Origin of the sequence: Micrococcus sp. KRD026, assembly GCF_017168445.1 — a bacterium.
Classification (GTDB): domain Bacteria; phylum Actinomycetota; class Actinomycetes; order Actinomycetales; family Micrococcaceae; genus Micrococcus; species Micrococcus luteus.
Genome location: NZ_JABFBA010000027.1, coordinates 742 through 18,256 on the forward strand (window position 1 = coordinate 742; position 17,515 = coordinate 18,256).

The 17,515-nt window shown below is 67.2% G+C and carries 13 protein-coding genes; 11 read left to right on the forward strand and 2 right to left on the reverse strand.

The genetic code is table 11. The annotated features are described in order from the left end of the window. From J1M40_RS09520 to J1M40_RS09540, 5 genes are all read left to right on the forward strand, one after another. The coding region (locus J1M40_RS09520) for a hypothetical protein (RefSeq protein WP_206450739.1) at positions 1-1,881 on the forward strand (1,881 nt) is incomplete at its 5' end. Positions 1,882-1,952: 71 nt separating this feature from the next. Beyond that, positions 1,953-3,575 (forward strand): class I SAM-dependent DNA methyltransferase, encoded by a 1,623-nt coding sequence (locus tag J1M40_RS09525; protein WP_020624934.1) that lies wholly within the window; start codon positions 1,953-1,955, stop codon positions 3,573-3,575. A 5-nt stretch (positions 3,576-3,580) separates the two neighbouring features. Next, positions 3,581-4,618, forward strand: a complete 1,038-nt coding sequence (locus J1M40_RS09530) for a restriction endonuclease subunit S (RefSeq protein ID WP_172717659.1) — start codon at positions 3,581-3,583, stop codon at positions 4,616-4,618. Positions 4,619-4,620: 2 nt separating this feature from the next. After that, positions 4,621-7,818, forward strand: a complete 3,198-nt coding sequence (locus J1M40_RS09535; RefSeq protein WP_020624932.1) for an HsdR family type I site-specific deoxyribonuclease — start codon at positions 4,621-4,623, stop codon at positions 7,816-7,818. Between the two features lie 126 nt (positions 7,819-7,944). Continuing rightward, on the forward strand, positions 7,945-8,424 hold the full coding sequence (locus J1M40_RS09540; RefSeq protein ID WP_144825863.1) for a hypothetical protein: 480 nt from the start codon (positions 7,945-7,947) through the stop codon (positions 8,422-8,424). A gap of 47 nt (positions 8,425-8,471) precedes the next feature. On the opposite strand, the gene dnaB is transcribed toward J1M40_RS09540, so the two are convergent. Continuing rightward, positions 8,472-9,857 carry a replicative DNA helicase gene (gene dnaB, locus J1M40_RS09545; protein WP_020624931.1) on the reverse strand — a complete coding sequence of 462 codons (1,386 nt, stop codon included), beginning with the start codon at positions 9,855-9,857 and terminating at the stop codon, positions 8,472-8,474. 706 nt (positions 9,858-10,563) lie between these two features. Between dnaB and J1M40_RS09550 the strand changes: the two genes are divergently transcribed. Genes J1M40_RS09550 through J1M40_RS09560 form a run of 3 tightly spaced genes read left to right on the forward strand, consistent with a single transcriptional unit; the run spans position 10,564 to position 13,488 of the window. Further along, positions 10,564-11,757: a TAXI family TRAP transporter solute-binding subunit gene (locus J1M40_RS09550; RefSeq protein WP_241252204.1), complete on the forward strand. Its 1,194-nt coding sequence runs from the start codon at positions 10,564-10,566 to the stop codon at positions 11,755-11,757. Positions 11,758-11,786: 29 nt separating this feature from the next. Further along, positions 11,787-12,584: an enoyl-CoA hydratase/isomerase family protein gene (locus tag J1M40_RS09555; protein ID WP_020624928.1), complete on the forward strand. Its 798-nt coding sequence runs from the start codon at positions 11,787-11,789 to the stop codon at positions 12,582-12,584. 34 nt (positions 12,585-12,618) lie between these two features. Beyond that, on the forward strand, positions 12,619-13,488 hold the full coding sequence (locus tag J1M40_RS09560; protein ID WP_206450740.1) for a 3-hydroxyacyl-CoA dehydrogenase family protein: 870 nt from the start codon (positions 12,619-12,621) through the stop codon (positions 13,486-13,488). Positions 13,489-13,493: 5 nt separating this feature from the next. Here J1M40_RS09560 and J1M40_RS09565 read toward each other — a convergent pair whose 3' ends face one another. Further along, on the reverse strand, positions 13,494-14,399 hold the full coding sequence (locus J1M40_RS09565) for a LysR family transcriptional regulator (RefSeq protein WP_206450741.1): 906 nt from the start codon (positions 14,397-14,399) through the stop codon (positions 13,494-13,496). A gap of 147 nt (positions 14,400-14,546) precedes the next feature. Here J1M40_RS09565 and J1M40_RS09570 point away from each other — a divergent pair, with 147 nt between their 5' ends. Genes J1M40_RS09570 through J1M40_RS09580 form a run of 3 tightly spaced genes read left to right on the forward strand, consistent with a single transcriptional unit; the run spans position 14,547 to position 17,487 of the window. Further along, the gene (locus J1M40_RS09570; RefSeq protein ID WP_206450742.1) at positions 14,547-15,776 is read left to right on the forward strand and encodes a CaiB/BaiF CoA-transferase family protein; all 1,230 of its coding nucleotides are present in this window, start codon (positions 14,547-14,549) and stop codon (positions 15,774-15,776) included. After that, positions 15,773-16,237, forward strand: coding sequence for a thioesterase family protein (locus J1M40_RS09575; RefSeq protein ID WP_172717425.1), 465 nt, complete (start codon positions 15,773-15,775; stop codon positions 16,235-16,237). The genes J1M40_RS09570 and J1M40_RS09575 overlap by 4 nt, the downstream gene beginning before the upstream one ends. 38 nt (positions 16,238-16,275) lie before the next feature. Further along, positions 16,276-17,487 carry an acyl-CoA dehydrogenase family protein gene (locus J1M40_RS09580; protein WP_020621881.1) on the forward strand — a complete coding sequence of 404 codons (1,212 nt, stop codon included), beginning with the start codon at positions 16,276-16,278 and terminating at the stop codon, positions 17,485-17,487. Positions 17,488-17,515: the final 28 nt, after the last annotated feature.

The following is a 17,515-nucleotide window of genomic DNA, read 5'->3' on the forward strand; positions in this document are numbered from 1 at the left end:
CCCCAGGCCGGCGCACACGGCGGCATCCTCTTCGACGAGCGCGAAGTCACCGCGTGGCTCGGAGCCACCGGCTTGGGCAACAACCCCGACTCGCGCGCAGAGCAGCCTCTCCACACGGACACCCTCACCACCTTGGCTGCCCACGCGGACGCCGCATCCGCCCTCCTCCTGCTCCACCACGCGGCCCAGGCCCCGCTGACCACCCTCACGCCCGAAGAAATCGACGAGGCCCTCCTCCTCTCGCAGTTCCCCGCCGAACTGCTCCCCCCAGACCTCGACCTCACCGACCCGCCCCTTGCCGACCTCATCCCCCGCATCGACGACGTCGCGGAGGCCGCCTTCACAGCGGAGGATGCGCTGGCGCGCCTCGTCGAGAGCCTTCCCTCCGATCCTGCCGAGGGCAGCGGCGCGGCCCTGACGTCCCCGGCCCGCGCACTCCTCGCTTCCGTCCTCACGGAGATCCACGCTGAGACGGACTTGCCCCTCGTCCCGACGAACCTGGCGTCCCTCACCCTGCTCACCCACACGCTGCCCCACGCCGAAACGGCCGCGCCGCGCTCCGTCGTCGCACTGCCCCGCCTTCTCCGCACGCCGCACGCCCGCGCCGCCTGGCGCCTGCTGGCGGCACGTGGGCATCACATCACTGTCCTGAGCACCGTGGACTTCATCGCTGATGATGCCCCCCTCGTGCTCCCCGCGAGCTGCCTCGCCATCGCCGTCCTGTCACCCGCTGCAGGCCCCTCCACTGCCGCCGAGGAGTTGGACGACGTCCTGCTCGCGCTGGGTCCGACGGACCGGGCGATGGTGCTCGGACCGGCGTCGCTGCTGGTTGCCTCGACGGGCCAGGCCGCGCGGCGGCGTCTGCTCACGGACGCCACAGCGTCTGGCACCACGCTGCGCTACGCGGCACCCCTGCCCAAGGGGATGCTGACGCGGTCGGCCCGGCGCCGGCTGGCCCTGTGGGTCCTGGCGGGCCGGGATTCCGTGGCAACGTCGGCCATGACAGTGACCGCAGACCACGGCGACGCGTCGCTCAGCGAGGGCGTCACGCAGGCGATCGCGGCGGACCTGGCCGTCGTGATGTCCGGCGACACGGCCACCATCCGTGACCACGCCTTCCGGTCAGGCGGTCCCCTCGATGCGGGCGCGGTCCACGCCGCCGCGGACATCACGGCGCCGCGCACCGCGGCGAGCGAGCAGCGACTCGGGGCGGACCTGCTGGCCGAAGCCCTCCACGCCGACGAGGAGCTGCTCGCCGCCGTGTCCGCAACGGGCTCCCGCGACGCTCGCCCGGAGGAGCGCGTCGGTTGGGCCACGCTCACGGGCCGGTACGGCTCGGACCGCCCGGGGGTCCGGCTCCCGTCAGATGAGCTGGCTGCGTCGGGGTCTGGCACCGTGGCCGCGATCGGGGCGGACGAACTGCGTGGGGCACGGCCCTGGGGTGCTCGTCGGATCGACCGCCTCCGCCTCGAGGAGATCGCACCGCGAGCGCGGTTCACGGAGGCCGGCGACGTCGTCTACGTGTCAGCGGGCGGGCCGGCCGCGATGGTGGACGACGTCGGCGGTCACCTGGTTCTGGCACCGGCCCGGGTCTTCCGGGCGGAGCCGCCGCAACCCGCCGTGGAGGACCCGTGGTGCGCTGCGCCGGGCCTGGTGGCGGCGGACATCGCGGCCCAGCGGGTCCCCGACAGGGACGCATGGCGCATCCGACTCGCCCCCCGAGACCGCCTCGAGGACGTCGAACGGCTGCGCCGTGAGGCGGCGGGCCGTCGCAAGGCCCTGCTGGACCGCATCGAGCGCCTGGACCGGGCCGAGGTCGCGCTCCTGCATGGACTCGCGGCGGGGACGGTGCGCCTAGGCCCAGGCGGTGCCCCACAATGACGGCAAGCACAGACATCGACAGGACATCCTGGCCGCATGCGGCGGCCACGACGGCAGGGAAAGGAGCGGTGATGGTCAAGACCACCACAGTGACGCAGGAGAAGGAGGCGGCGCGGGCGGCGTCGACCTCCAAGGAGCTGAAGGACACGCTCTGGAAGGCCGCGGACAAGCTGCGCGGGTCCATGGACGCCAGCCAGTACAAGGACGTGGTGCTGGGCCTGGTGTTCCTGAAGTACGTCTCGGACGCGTTCGACGAGCGCCGCGAGCAGATCCGCGAGGAGCTCAAGGACGAGTCAGCGGCCTTCATCGAGGAGTCACTCGAGGACGCGGACGAGTACACCGGCTCCGGCGTGTTCTGGGTGCCGGCGCGGGCCCGCTGGCAGTTCATCGCGGACCACGCCAAGGGTCTCTCCGCGGCGGAGGGACGCGAGTCGCAGACGGTCGGCGAGCTGATCGACGCCGCCATGCGCCTGCTCTCGGAACACAACGAGTCTCTCAAGGGCACGCTGCCCACCATCTACGGCCGCGACAACGTGGACCAGCGCCGGTTGGGCGAGCTGCTGGACCTGCTGAACTCGGCGCGCTTCACCGGCCAGGGCGCCACGAAGGCCCGGGACCTGCTGGGTGAGGTGTACGAGTACTTCCTGGACAAGTTCGCGCGGGCCGAGGGCAAGCGCGGCGGTGAGTTCTACACGCCCCCGGTACTGGTGCGGACGCTCGTGGAGATCCTGGAGCCGCACGAGGGCCGCGTGTACGACCCGTGCTGCGGTTCGGGCGGCATGTTCGTGCAGGCAGAGAAGTTCCTGGCCCGCCACCATGAGGACACGCAGTCCATCGCGGTGTACGGGCAGGAGCTGAACGAGCGCACGTGGCGCATGGCGAAGATGAACCTGGCCATCCACGGCATCGACTCGTCTGGCCTGGGGCCCCGCTGGGGCGACACCCTGGCCCGGGACATCCACCCGAGCCTGTCCGCGGACTTCGTGCTGGCCAACCCGCCGTTCAACATCAAGGACTGGGCGCGTTCCGAGGAGGACGCCCGCTGGCGGTACGGCGTACCGCCGGTGAAGAACGCGAACTACGCGTGGATGCAGCACATCCTGAGCAAGCTGGCCCCGCACGGCGAGGGCGCCGTGGTGATGGCCAACGGCACCATGGCATCCAACACCGGCGGAGAGGGCAAGATCCGCGAGGGGATGCTGAAGGACGACGTCGTCTCCTGCGTGATCGCGATGCCTCCGAACCTCTTCCGCTCCGTGGCGATCCCGGTGTGCGTGTGGTTCTTCACGAAGGACAAAAAGGCCGGCCCGCGGGGTTCGGTGGACCGCTCCGGTGAGGTGCTGTTCATCGACGCGCGGGAGATGGGCCACATGGTGGACCGCGTCGAGCGCACGTTCAGTGACAAGGACATCCACACCATCGCGAACACGTTCCGCACCTGGCGGGGCCGCGAGTCTGCGGAGGGCGAGTACGAGGACGTGCCCGGATTCTGCAAGTCCGCGAGCCTGCAGGAGATTGAGGACGCTGGCTGGGCCGTGACGCCGGGCCGCTTCGTGGGGATGCCGGAGACACCGGAGGACGACGAGCCCGTCGAGGAGAAGGTCGCCCGCCTGACGAAGGAGCTCACGGCGGCGCTGGACGAGTCCGCCCGGCTGGACGCCGTGGTGCGCGAGCAGCTGGGGAGGCTTCAGTGAGCTGGATGACGACAACTCTGGGCGCAATAGCCCCTCTCGCTTACGGTCGTGCACTGACCGCCTCACAGCGAGACGAAACTGGCTCCGTCCCGGTCGTCGCGTCGGGAGGCATTGTCGGACGCCATACCTCCGCGTGTACGACTGGTCCTGTTGTTGTCCTGGGGCGTAAGGGATCGGTCGGCACCGTGCAATACCTCGAAGAGGATTGCTGGCCCATTGACACTGTGTTCTACACGCACGGAACGGAAGGAACTGACACCAGGTTCCTTTCATACCTGCTCACCTGGCTCAACCTAGAGACTCGAGTAGGCGACAGTGCTGTGCCGGGACTCAACCGCGCTGATCTCGAATCGGTGCAGGTGATGGTCCCTCCTCTCCAGTATCAGAAGTCCATTGCCGAGGTCCTTGGCACCCTGGACGACAAGATCGCTTCGAATCGTCGTGTCATTGAGGCGAGCGAGTCTCTCAGCGATGCACTCTTCTCATTCGTGGCTCGGGCAGCGTCCGGCACCACACCGGCGGGCACCTACTTCGACCTGGCCTACGGCAAGGCGTTGCCCACCATTGAACGCAAGGACGGGCCGGTGCCGGTCTACGGAAGCGGCGGCATTGTGGGCCGCCACGAGAGCCCCCTCTTCGACGGTCCAGGAGTGGTCGTGGGGCGCAAGGGCTCGGTAGGCACGGTCTACTGGGCTGAGGATGGTGCCTTCCCGATCGACACCACGTTCTTCATTCGGCCTCATGGATTCCCGCACATCTTCGTCTACCTGTTGCTGAAGCGCATGCGTCTGCCCCTCATGGCGGCTGATTCGGCAGTACCGGGCCTGAACCGAATCCGCGTGCTACAGGAATCTGTTCCCGCGCTGAGTCAGGCCGATGCCCAGCGTCTCGCGGCCCAGGTCTCACCACTTTTCACCAAGAACCACCAGCTCGAACAGGAAAACACCGCCCTCACCGCCGTCCGCGACGAGCTGCTCCCCCAGCTCATGTCCGGGCGCATCACCGTCAAGGACGCGGAGAAGCGCGTCCAGGAGGAGGTCTGACCATGGCCGGCATCGGCATGCACGAGCAGGACTGGGAGGAGCACGCCCTGGAGGTCCTGGCCGAGTACGGCTGGGAGACCCTCCGCGGGCCCGCCGTCGCGCCCGGCTCCGGTCAGCGCGCCTCCTGGGAGGACCCCGTCCTCGACGGCACGCTCTCCAGCGCCCTGCGCACCCTCAACCCCACCGTCCCGCCGGAGTACCTGGACCAGGCCGCGGCCGAGGTGCTCACCCCGACCTCCCAGGACGCGATCGCGGAGAACCACCGCCTCCACCAGGTCCTCGTGCACGGCTACACGGGCATCACCTACGTGGACCGGGACGGCGAGCAGCAGACCCCCACCATCCGGTTCCTCTCCTCGGACGCCTCCCGCAATACGTACCACGCCGTCAACCAACTCACCCTCCGCAGCCGGCAGGCGGAGCGGCGCTTCGACGTCGTGCTCTACGTCAACGGCCTGCCCCTGGCCGTCATCGAGCTGAAGAACGCCGGCACCAAGCACACCACCGCCGAGGCCGCCTTCCACCAGCTCCAGACCTACGTGAAGGAGTTCCCCCACGCCTTCCAGACCGTCGCCCTCGTGATCGCGAGCGACGGCCTCACCGCCCGCTACGGCACCCCCTTCACCCCGTGGCACCACTTCGCGCCGTGGAACGTGGACGACGACGGTGCCCTCGTGCCCACCGGTGCCCCGGACCTCGACGGCGAGCCCGCCACGGAGCTCAGTCTCACCCTCCAGGGACTGTTCAACATCGACCGGTTCGGCCAGCTCCTGCGCGACTACATCGCGTTCGACTCCACCGACGCCGGTCTGGTCAAGCGCATCGCCAAGCCGCACCAGTACTTCGCGGTGTCCAAGGCGGTGGCCAACACGGTCCACGCCGTGGAATCGGACGGGCGCATCGGCGTCGTCTGGCACACCCAGGGCTCCGGCAAATCCATGGAGATGGAGCTCTACGCCGCCAAGGTGATGCGTCACGAGCGCCTCGCCAACCCCACCGTGGTGGTCATCACCGACCGCACCGAGCTGGACACCCAGCTCTTCGACGGCTTCCGCGCCAGCACCCTGTTGCCCGAGCACCCCGTCCAGGTGAAGGACCGCAGCCATCTGCGGGACCTGCTCACGCAGTCCAACTCCGGCGGCATCTACTTCACCACCCTGCAGAAGTTCGGCCTCACCCAGGCCGAGCGGGACGCCGGCGCCGACCACCCGGTGCTCTCCGACCGCCGGAACATCATCGTGATGGCGGACGAGGCCCACCGCAGCCACTACGACACCCTCGACGGCTACGCCGCCCACCTGAAGAACGCACTGCCGAATGCCTCGCTCATCGCGTTCACCGGCACCCCCATCGCCGAGGGAGAGCGGGACACCCGGCGGGTGTTCGGCGACGACATCGACGTCTACGACCTGCACCGCGCCGTCGAGGACGGTGCCACCGTCCCCGTCTCCTTCGAGCCGCGCCTCATCACCCTGGCTCGGGTCGAAGGAGTCGACGACGAGAGCCTCGACGCAGCCGCCGACGAGCTCACGGCCGGCCTGGACGAGGCCGACCGGGACCGCATCCAACGTGGCGTGGCCACCCTCGAAGCCGTCTACGGTGCGCCCCACCGGCTGCAGACCCTCGCCGAGGACTTCGTTCGCCACTGGGAGGACCGCCGTGACGCGGTGCAGCCGACTATGGGCGTTCCTGGCAAGGCGATGATCGTGTGCGCTACCCGCAGCATCGCGGCTCGCCTTTACGAGCAGATCGTGGCCCGGCGGCCCGAGTGGCACGACGACGCCGACGACAAGGGCCGCATCAAGGTGGTTTACGACGCCAACCCCTCCGACACGGGCGAGATCAAAAAGCATATGCGGCGCCCCAGCGCGCTGGCCGCCGTGAAGAAGCGCCTGAAGAACCCGGCCGACGAACTTGAGATCGTGATCGTCAAGGACATGCTCCTCACCGGCTTCGACGCCCCGGCCCTGCACACCCTCTATGTGGACCGGCCGCTCAAGGGCGCCCTGCTCATGCAGACCCTCGCCCGCGTGAACCGCACCTTCCGCGGCAAGGAGGACGGGCTGCTCGTGGCCTACGCCCCGCTCGCGGAGAACCTCCAACAGGCGCTGGCCGAATTCACCCGGGACACGCGAACGGCCGGCACGAAGACCCTGGCCCAGAACACCGAGGAGGCCGCCGACATCATCGAGACGATGGTGGGGATGCTGGCCGACACCGTGGGCGTGGACTGGAAGGCGACCTATCAGTCCGACCCGAAGAACGGCTGGCGCAAGGCCCTGCTCGAGGTGACCTCCCGGCTCCGCTCCCCCGGTACGCCCGGCAACACGGACCCCGAGGACCCCACCGTCCGGCCCGTGGCGGACACGTTCCGTTCCCAGGCTTCCCGGCTGCACCGGGCCTGGGCCCTGGCCGGCCGCGTGGCCGCCGTCGAGCGCTTCCGCTTGGACGTCAAGTTTTACGAGGAGGTTCGCACCTGGCTGGCCAAGCTCGACGCGCAGGACCGGATCGCCCGAGGGGAACCCATCCCCGAAGAGATCGCCCGCCTGCTCGGCGAGATGGTGGTCGACTCCACCGAGGCGACCGGCGTCATGGACATCTACGCGGCGGCCGGCCTCGAACGGCCCCGGCTCGACGCCCTGACCCCGGCCTGGATGGAGGAGGCGGCCACGCCGTCGAAGGCAGAACTGGCCATCGAGGGCCTCCGCACGGACCTTCTCAAAGAGGCCACGCGCGTCACCGGAGGCAACGAGATCCGCCGAGCGCAGTTCTCCGAGCGCATCAACGCCGTCATGGCCAAGTACACCAACCAGCAGCTGACGGCCGCCGAGGTGATCGCCGAACTGGTGGAAATGGCCAAGGAAGTGGTGGCCGAAGCCGACCGTGGCCGGCGGTTCACGCCCCCGCTCCACGACGACGAGCTGATGTTCTACGACGTGGTGGCCCAGAACGAAGCCGCCCTGGACGTGATGGGTGACGACGTTCTCGCCCAGATCGCCCGCGACCTCGTGGCCACCATGCGCCGGGACATCAAGACCGACTGGACCGTGCGCGAGGATGTGAAGGCGAAGCTGCGGGCCAGTATCAAAAGGCTGCTCCGCAAGTACGGGTATCCGCCGGACCAGCAGCCCGAAGCAATCGTGGCGGTGATGCGGCAGATGGAGGCCGTGGCGCCGCGGATAGTCGACGGTCTGCGCTAAATTGAGAGCCATGAGTCAAGGGGGACTCTGGCGGCGAGATGATAGGCCCCCAGGCCCACAACTTCGCAACTGACAGGATTTTATCCCAACAGGCAAGAGAGGCATAGAGTGCGAGACAATTACGGGATGAATATTCAGAACTCCGGAGATAATCCGCAATTCACATTTATTCAGACACCTATTAGCAATTTTGCTAATCTACCTCCGGCAGACCTAGCCAGCCAGCACGCCATGGCACGCAAGGCCGAGAAGAACGAAATGAAACATCGAGGGCTCATGGGAAGCATTCTGGCACTTGTTACCCTGTTGTGCTTCGCTGGAGCATACCTATTCTTTCTCAATAGGGGCGACCTCAAAATTGCCGACATAATGAACAACTTCATGTCCAGCCTAAGCATCCCTCTGGCTGGGATGGTACTGCTTCCGATCATTGGCGTCCTCACGAGCCGCGAAGCGTACGATAGATTCGCCAAGAAGACTGAAGTCGAGATTGAGAATAAACAGCGTCAAATCCAGGCCGATAAAGCCGCCAAGAGTCGATTGTTTAACCTCAAAGAGTGGCGGTTATTAAAATCGCAGGCGTATCAAGAGCTTAGAAAAAAGTAATAAGTGTCAAAAAACATTAGATTCTTAATTTTATTGCCGCCTCAGGCTCAGAACCCCCCGGCCCCACCATCCTGCGCCAGGTTCGAGAACCGCGAGTAGTGCCCCTGGAACCCCACCACAATGGTCTTCGTCGGGCCGTTGCGGTGCTTGGCCACGATCAGGTCCGCCTCGCCGGCGCGCGGGGACTCCTTGTCGTACACGTCCTCGCGGTGCAGCAGGATCACCATGTCCGCGTCCTGCTCGATCGAGCCGGACTCGCGCAGGTCGGACACCTGCGGCCGCTTGTCCGTCCTCTGCTCGGACCCACGGTTCAGCTGGCTCAACGCGATCACCGGCACGTCGAGCTCCTTGGCCAGCAGCTTCAACGCCCTAGAGAACTCGGCGACCTCCTGCTGACGGGACTCGACCTTCTTGCCCGAGCTCATGAGCTGCAGGTAGTCGAGCACCACCATCTTGAGGTTGTTCTTCTGCTTGAGCCGCCGGCACTTGGCGCGGATCTCCATCATGGTCATGTTCGGGGAGTCGTCGATGAAGAACGGCGCCTCGTTCAACCGCCCCACGGTCGCGGCGATCTTGGACCACTGGTCGTCCCGGATGGTGCCCTTGCGCAGGTCCTGCAGCGCGATCGTCGCCTCGGCGCTCAGGAGCCTCATGGCGATCTCGTTCTTGCCCATCTCGAGGCTGAAGAACACGGTGGCCATGTTGTGGTGGATGGCCGCGGCCCGCGCGAAGTCCAGCGCGAGCGTGGACTTACCGACGGCGGGGCGCGCCGCGATCACGATCATCTGCCCGCCGTGCAGGCCCTGCGTCAGCTCGTCGAAGTCGTAGAAGTCGGTGGGGACACCCGTCAGGCCCTCCCCCTGGTTGCCGGCCGCCTCGATCTCGTCGACGGCGTGCTCCATGATCTCCGCGAGGCGCACGTAGTCCTCGGACTGGCGGTTCTCCGCCACCTTGTAGATCTCGGACTGCGCCTCGTTGACGATCTCCTCGACCTCGCCGTCGCCCTGATACCCTAGCTGGGTGATCTTGGTGCCGGCGGTCACGAGGCGGCGCAGGACGGCCTTCTCCGCCACGATCTCCGCGTAGAAGCTCGCGTTGGCGGCGGTGGGCACGGACTGGATCAGCTCGTGCAGCACGGCGGGGCCGCCCACGCGGCTCAGCTCCTGGCGCTTGTTCAGCAGGTCCGCCACCGTGACGGCGTCCGCGGGTTCGCCGCGGCCGTAGAGGTCGATGATCGCCTCGTAGATCATCTCGTGGCTGGGCCGGTAGAAGTCGTGGCCGCGCAGCAGCTCCACCACGTCCGCGATCGCGTCCTTGGAGAGCATCATGCCGCCCAGCACCGAGCGCTCCGCCTCCAGGTCCTGGGGCGGCAGGAAGCGTTCAGAGGAACGGCCGCCGTCGTAGGAGCCCGAGTCTCCGTAGTTCTCAGTCAACGTCCGGAGACTCCCTTCCCACAGCCCGCACGACGGCGGCCCTCGCCGGTCTTCCCGGCCCTGATTCCTCTGTTCTCACCGCCCGTGCCGCCACACCCTCCTGCAGGCGGACGGTGCGACGGTCCCCGGGGCGACGGTCCGAGCGGATGCGCGCCTGTCAGTGGTCACCTGCGGCCAATACCCGCCCTCGCGTTGGGGATACCACGCGACACTACGCGCGCCGTGGAGGCTGGGCAACCGTGTTTTCCACAGGCCTTGTGGACAACGTGTGGATTCGGCGGCGTGTCGTGTGGATCGCCTGGGGACCACGCTGGGGACAACCGCGCGACCACTCCCAGAATCCGGCTCTGACCTGGGACGATGCGATCCCCAGGCCTGTGGAGGAAGATTCTCCACCCCCCTTCGGCCCCATCGATCCAACTTGACAGCACCCCCGTTTGCGCCCTCATCACACCGCCTGGTACACGCCTATCCACACCGTCGTCCACACCCTCCACATCTGTGGACAACTCCTGTGGACAAGGTGCCCGGATCTGGGGACGGCGAAGTTGACAGCCTCTGCCCGCGGCCCCTGGGGGGGTCAGTGTGATGGCCCCATCCACCGGGACAACGCCCCCGCCCCGCGGGCGATGCGCCCAGACCCCGGCAGTCATTCTCATTCCACATCAATCTCGGTTGAATGTGGCGCGCCTCACGTCTTCTGTGCATGAATGGCACCCATCCCAACTCCCGCAGTGAACGGATCATCCGCATGCCCCTGTCTCGACGTGGTTTCCTCCTCGGCACCAGCGCCACGGCGACGCTGGGCGCCCTCACCGGCTGCGCGCCGACCGACGGCAGCCAGCAGTCCGTATGGTCGACGTACGGCGTCGGCACCGGCACCTACAACGACCTCGCCGCCGTGGCCAACACGCTCACCCAGGTCAACCGCCGCCAGGTCCGCCTTATGACCTCGTCCACCGGCATGGGCCGTATGGCCCCCCTCATCAACGGCACCGCGGACCTCGCCCGCTCCGGCGACGAGTACTTCTACGCGTTCGAGGGGGACGACGAGTTCTGCTCCCCGCAGTGGGGACCCCAGTCGGTGCGCCAGGTGTGGAGCCCGCAGGGCAACTATGGGGTGCTGGTGCGCAAGGACAGCGGGATCGAGACCGTCGAGGACCTCCGGGGCCGCAACTATCCAAACCTGGTGGGTGCCACCTCCATCAACCGCAAGCTCGAGGCCTTCCTCAACTACGGCGGCCTCACCCGCAGCGACACGAACCTGGTGAACGTGAGCTACGCGGGCCAGGTGGAGGCCATGAAGACGGGCCAGCTGGACGCGCTCTACCAGAACGTGGTCGGCTCGAACGTCGAGGAGCTCGCCTCCCAGTACCCCATCCGTTGGCTCGATCTCAGCAGTGACAACCCGGCCCGCTTCGCCTCCTGGAAGCGGCTCGCCCCCATCGCCCGCCCGGGCCGCTTCAGCGGTGGGGCCGGCATGGCCGAGGGCGAGTCCGCCGTGAACATGCAGTACTCAATCCCCCTGACGGCCCTCTCCACCCGGTCCTCCGACGAGGTGCAGGAGTTGGTGACGCAGATCCACGACAACTTCGACCGTTACAAATCCGCCACCCGCGACACCAAGCTGTTCGCCCTGGACAAGATCATGCTCACCCCGATGGTCGTCCCCTTTCACGACGGGGCGGTCGCGTTCTTCAAGGAGAAGGGGGTGTGGACGCCCGGGCTCCAGGCCCGTCATGAGGCCCTACTGGACCGCGAGGGTCGACTCAAGGAGGCCTGGCCCGGCTTCCGGGAGGCCCATGGGAAGGAGGACGGTGCTCCGAAGCACTGGTTCGACTGGAAGCAGGAGAACCTCCCCGAGCTCCCCCCGATCAACGACCTCCCCGAGACATCCTGACCCCCACCCACGTCCCGAGGAGGACCCCGATGATCACCCCCACCCAGGACACCGCCGGCAAGGAACGCCTGGTCCTACTCACCGCCGAAGACGGCATCGGCGTCCTCACCATCAATCGCCCCGCCGCCCGCAATGCCATGAACCAGGCCGTCCAGGCGGCCGTCCGAGAGGCGCTCGACGAGGTCGAGCGGCGCGAGGACATCCACGTGCTGGTGGTCACGGGAGCCGGGGACAAGGCCTTCGTCGCCGGCGCGGACATCCGGGAGATCGCGGCGCGCGGGCCCCTCGACGGCCTGGCGGGGAGGATGCAGGGGCTCTACGCCCGGCTCTCCGCCATGGAGACGCCCACCGTGGCCGCCGTCAACGGCTACGCCTTCGGCGGGGGCTGCGAACTCGCCCTGGCCTGCGACGTGCGCATCGCCTCCGACCGCGCCCAGTTCGCCCTGCCGGAGACCGGGCTGGGCATCCTCCCTGCCGCCGGCGGCACGCAGCGCCTCGCGCGCCTCGTTGGGGTCGGCAACGCCACGGAGATGATCCTGACCGGCCGACGGGTGCCCGCCGAGGACGCCCTGCGCATGGGGCTGGTGACGGCCGTGACGACCCCGGAGGAGCTCATGGACCGCGCCAAGGAGACCGCACGGTCCATCGCGGCCCGGGGCCCCCTCGCCAACCGCCTGGCCAAGACGGTCCTCGAACGGGCCTTCGACTCCGATCGGGAGACCGGCCTTCTCCTCGAGCGGCTCGCAGTCGGGATCCTCTACGCATACACCGAGCGGGATGAGGGCACCACCGCGTTCTTCGAGAAGCGGGCCCCGCACTACCGCTGACACCCCCCGCACGACATCGAAGGAAGGCACCACCATGACCGAAGAGATCCGCAGCGTCGTCGTCCTCGGAGCTGGCACCATGGGCTCGCAGATCGCGGCCGTCTCGGCCCTGGCCGGCTACACCACGTCCCTCGTGGACATCCAGCAGAAGCAGCTCGACCGGGCGCGCGAGCAGCTCCGGCAGCGGCTGGACCGGGATGTCGAGAAGGGCCGGCGCGACCGCGGCGCGGTCGACGAGGCCTGGGGCAGGCTCGCCCTCACAACGGACCGCGACAGAGTGGCCGCGAGCGCGGACCTCGTGATCGAGGCCGCCGTGGAGGACCTCTCCGTCAAGCGGTCCATCTTCGCCGACCTCGACCGGGTGTGCCCTCCACACACCCTGCTCGTGACTAATTCCTCCAACATCGTCTCCTCCCGCGTCGCCGACGCCACGGGCCGGCCGGGGAAGGTGTGCAACCTCCACTTCTTCAACCCAGCCCTGGTGATGGCGTGCGTGGAGATCGTCCCCCACGAGGGCACGGACCCGGAGACGGTAGAGGCGGCCAGCGCCTTCGTCAGATCGCTCGGCAAGACGCCGGTCAAGCTCAAGCGGGAGGTCCCCGGCTTCCTGGCCAATCGCCTCCTGAACGCGCTGCGTCGCGAGGCACTGGACCTCTACGAGGGCGGGGTCGCCGACTTCGAGGACATCGACCTCGCGGCGAAGACGGCGCTGGGGCACCCCATGGGCCCCTTCGAGCTGATGGACCTGGTGGGGATCGACGTCGTCTACCTGATCCGCCTGGCCGAGTACGAGCAGACGGGCGACCCCGCTTCGCTGCCGGCCGATTCGATCAAGGCCAAATACGAAGCGGGCGACTACGGCCGAAAGACAGGACGCGGTTGGTACGACTACTCGAAGGCCTGACCGAATCAGACCGAAGGAAGACGCGGCGGGAACAGTGCGGCCGCGATCTTGGTCACCCGCTCCACGGCGCGATTGTCGTCACGCTCCCGCCAGATCAACCGAACCTCGAGGGGCGTACCAGCTGGGTTGAGCGGGAGCCAGACGACGCCTTCGGCTCCGATGTTGTCCCTGACCGAATCCAGTGTCAACGCGATGCCGACGCCAGCGTCTACGAGAAGGGTCTGCGTCCAAGAGTCCGGCGCGTGTTCTCGGACACGGGGAACGAATCCAGCGGAGCGGGCCAGGCTCTGCAGGCGGTTGCTCAGCGCGGACATGGACCCTCCGGGCAGGGCGATCCATTCCTCTTCGGCGAGGTCAGACATGGCCACAGCCGGGAGCGAAGCTAGCCGGTGACCGCGAGGCATTGCGACGAGCAGTTTTTCCCGGCCCACCAGATACGAACCGACCTCCGCTGGCAGGAAGTCCCACCGGCCCAATGACAGATCGAGGTCACCGCTGATCACTCGCTCTAAGCCTTGCGGCGAGAACTGGGAGCTGTGCAACTCGAGCCGGACCCCTGGGCACCGGGCCCGCACTTCCCGGGCCAACCGGGCCACACTCCGGTTGATTGATGCCCCAGCGAACCCCAGACGTACTAGACCGGTCTCCCCCGTCACGGCGCCTCGCACGGTGTCCTGCGCCCTTTCGGCCACCGCCACCAGCTCTCGGGCGATCTCCACCAGGGCCGTGCCTGCGGGCGTGAGTGCGACGTGCCGCGTGTTCCTGTCGAAGACCGACGCGCCCAGGTCTTTCTCCAGGGTCTTGATGAGACGACTGAGGGCCGGCTGCGCCATCCGTAACCGCGCAGCGGCACGACCGAAGTGCAACTCTTCAGCGACAGCGAGGAACGCCCTGGCCTGGTGGATCTCCATGTCTCCCTTCCTTCGATCGCTTGGCGGAGCAAACTTCGATACCCCGGATGCATCACCGAAATCCGAAATATGTATTGGACAGGATGAAACCACCCTGGTTTCGTGGTGTCCACATCGTGTCATGGATCACAAAGAGGAGGCGCTTCGATGACCACGCCAGGATCCCTGGAACCGACGGCACGGCGACCGCTGGATGGCATCGTCATCGCCGATTTCTCCCGCGTCCTCGCCGGGCCGTACGCGACCATGCTGCTGGCGGACATGGGCGCCACTGTCATCAAGGTTGAGTCGCCGAACGGGGACGACACCCGCCTGTGGATGCCCCCGGAGCGGGACGGGATCGGCACTTACTACCTCTCCGTGAATCGCAACAAGAGTTCCATCGCCCTCGACCTCGCAGATGAGGACGACCTCCAGACGGCGTACGCGATTCTGGACCGCGCAGACGTCTTCGTCGAGAACTTCAAGCCCGGTGGCCTGGCCCGGTTCGGCCTCGACGCCGAGTCCGTCCATGAACGGTGGCCGCATCTCATTCACGCGAGCATCACCGGATTCGGCACAGAAGGGGGCGCCTCCATGCCGGGGTACGACCTGCTCGTGCAGGGAATGTCCGGTTTCATGCACGTGACCGGCCACCCGGAAGGGGACCCTCAGCGCGCAGGCGTGGCGATCTTCGACGTGGTCACCGGTCTGCACGCAGCCGTGGGGATCCTCGCTGCCCTGTTGGAACGTCAGGGAAGCGAAAGTGGCCGGGGCCAGCACGTCGCCATGAACTTGCTCTCTTCAGCTCTGTCTGGGCTCGTGAATCAGACCACCGGCTATGCGGCCGCGGGGAACAACCCGCAGCGACTCGGCAACGACCATCCCAGCCTGTACCCCTATGGGCCGTTCCCCACTGCAGATCAGAACCTCATCATCTGCGTGGGCAACGACAGCCAGTTCACCCGGCTGGTCCAGACCCTGGGCATGCCAGAGCTGGCCGCCGATCCCCGGTTCGACTCGGTGCTTTTGCGCAACCAGAACCGAGACGCGCTGCGGGTCCTCATGGCAGACGCTCTGGCAAAGAGGACAGCCGACGAATGGTTTGAACAGCTCCAGACCGTGGGGGTGCCGTGCGCGCCGATCCTGGACGTAGCCCAGGGCGTCGAACGTGCTGGTGCGTTGGGACTCGAGCCGGTCGTCCAGGTGGGCGAGCCGGGATCTCGACAGGTTCCGCTCATCCGGAACCCCGTCACTTTCAGCCGCACGCCAGTGGCTTACCCCAAGGCGCCGCCGCACCTCGACGAGGACAAAACGGATGTGCAGGCATGGCTTGCGTCCACGCCGCCCCTCCACAACGACACCGACCTCTCCGCCTCAATGGTGACCACGCCATGAGCGGCGACGTCTTCGAATGCCCTGTTCCAATCCGTTGGTCGGACCAAGATGCAAACGGGCATGTCAACAATGCACGCATCGTGACGCTGCTCGAAGAGATCCGCATCGCGGCCTATCTGGACTGGCTCGACTCCACCCCCGACTCTGGGTTCCCCCGGGTGGTGCGCACGCTGTCCGTCGACTATCTACGGCCCGTCCACCACCGCGGCATCCTCACCGGCAGGTTGTGGGTATCCCGGATCGGCCACTCCTCATTCGACATGCAACACGCCCTAGTCCAGGCAGGGGCCCCCGTGGCCACGGGCGAGGCCACGGTAGTCCAACTGGAGGCGGACCACTCGTCTTCCCGACCGTTGGAGGCCGACCTGCGGCAGGCCCTGGAGGCCGTTCACCGACCGGGCGTCACCGCGGCCGCCGAAGCCGCCCGGGAAATCCAGCTGGCCGCGCCTCGCGCCGACTGAAGACCACGCGCATACACCCGCCGACAGGAGACTCTGACATGACAACTTCCACCCCCGTCATCGAGCACCCGGACTTCCTCCTCCTGGATGAGGAGCTTGACGCCGACACCCTCGCACTGCGCGACCGGGTACGATCCTTTGCGCTGCACCACGTCGAACCCGTGATCAACGACCACTGGGAGCGGGCTGAGTTCCCCTACGGGATCCTGCCCGCGCTGCGCGAGACTGGTGTCGTCGGCACGTACATCCAGGGCTACGGCTGCCCGGGGATGTCCCGGTTGCAGGCCGGGATCGTGGCCCGGGAGATGGGCCGCGTGGACGGCTCCGTCAACACGTTCCTGGGTGTCCACGCCAACCTCGGCATGGGCTCGATCTACATCCTCGGAAACGAGGAACAACGCCAGCGATGGCTCCCGCAGATGGCGCGCCTTGAAAAGACCGGCGCTTTTGCCCTCACGGAACCCGCCCACGGTTCCGATTCGGTGTCGCTCGAGACCTCGGCACGTCGCGATGGCGACTCGTGGATCATCGACGGCCACAAGCGCTGGATCGGCAACGGAGCCGCAGGCGACGTCATCGTCCTCTATGCGCGTGACGAATCCGATGGCCAGGTCAAAGCTTTCGTGGTGGAGAAAAGCGACGACGGCAGGTACCCGGAGGGCTACGAACCGGCAGTCATCACTGGCAAGGTCGCGAAGCGTGCCATCCATCAGGCTGACATTCGCATCGAGAATTTGCGTGTCCCCGAGGAGAATCGTCTGGCGAACTGCGAGTCCTTCGCCGGCGTCAACCGGGTGCTCAAGGCCACGCGTGGCGGCGCATCCTGGGAAGCCCTCGGCCATGGCATGGCCGCCTTCGAGATCGCCGCCCGCTACTCGCTCGAACGCGAGCAGTTCTCCGCCCCGATCGCGTCCTACCAGCTGGTGCAGGAGAAGCTCGCCACGATGCTGTCCGATCTGGTTTCCATGCAACTGATGTGCCGCCGCATGGCGGAGCTGGCCGAGCAGGACCGGCTCACTGACGCCATGGCCTCCCTGGTGAAGATGACCACGTCGCGTAAGGCTCTTGCCATGTGCCGCGAGGCCCGCGACATGCTGGCCGGTCAGGGCCTCCTGCTGGAGAACCACGTCGCTCGACACATGACCGACATGGAGGTCGTCTCCACTTACGAAGGCACAGATTCCATGCAGGCTCTCATCGTGGGTCGAGAGATCACCGGCATCTCCGCGTTCACCCGCAAGCAGCGCTGACCCGCCGTCCGCCAACCCCTACTCCCGA

Bases quoted from the DNA above. Each gene is read 5' to 3' on its own strand.
- J1M40_RS09530 (WP_172717659.1), top strand. From the start codon at position 3,581: ATGACGACAACTCTGGGCGCAATAGCCCCTCTCGCTTACGGTCGTGCA.
- J1M40_RS09570 (WP_206450742.1), top strand. From the start codon at position 14,547: ATGACCACGCCAGGATCCCTGGAACCGACGGCACGGCGACCGCTGGAT.
- J1M40_RS09560 (WP_206450740.1), top strand. From the start codon at position 12,619: ATGACCGAAGAGATCCGCAGCGTCGTCGTCCTCGGAGCTGGCACCATG.
- J1M40_RS09525 (WP_020624934.1), top strand. From the start codon at position 1,953: ATGGTCAAGACCACCACAGTGACGCAGGAGAAGGAGGCGGCGCGGGCG.
- J1M40_RS09580 (WP_020621881.1), top strand. From the start codon at position 16,276: ATGACAACTTCCACCCCCGTCATCGAGCACCCGGACTTCCTCCTCCTG.
- J1M40_RS09540 (WP_144825863.1), top strand. From the start codon at position 7,945: ATGAATATTCAGAACTCCGGAGATAATCCGCAATTCACATTTATTCAG.
- J1M40_RS09535 (WP_020624932.1), top strand. From the start codon at position 4,621: ATGGCCGGCATCGGCATGCACGAGCAGGACTGGGAGGAGCACGCCCTG.
- J1M40_RS09575 (WP_172717425.1), top strand. From the start codon at position 15,773: ATGAGCGGCGACGTCTTCGAATGCCCTGTTCCAATCCGTTGGTCGGAC.
- J1M40_RS09550 (WP_241252204.1), top strand. From the start codon at position 10,564: ATGAATGGCACCCATCCCAACTCCCGCAGTGAACGGATCATCCGCATG.
- J1M40_RS09565 (WP_206450741.1), bottom strand. From the start codon at position 14,399: ATGGAGATCCACCAGGCCAGGGCGTTCCTCGCTGTCGCTGAAGAGTTG.
- J1M40_RS09555 (WP_020624928.1), top strand. From the start codon at position 11,787: ATGATCACCCCCACCCAGGACACCGCCGGCAAGGAACGCCTGGTCCTA.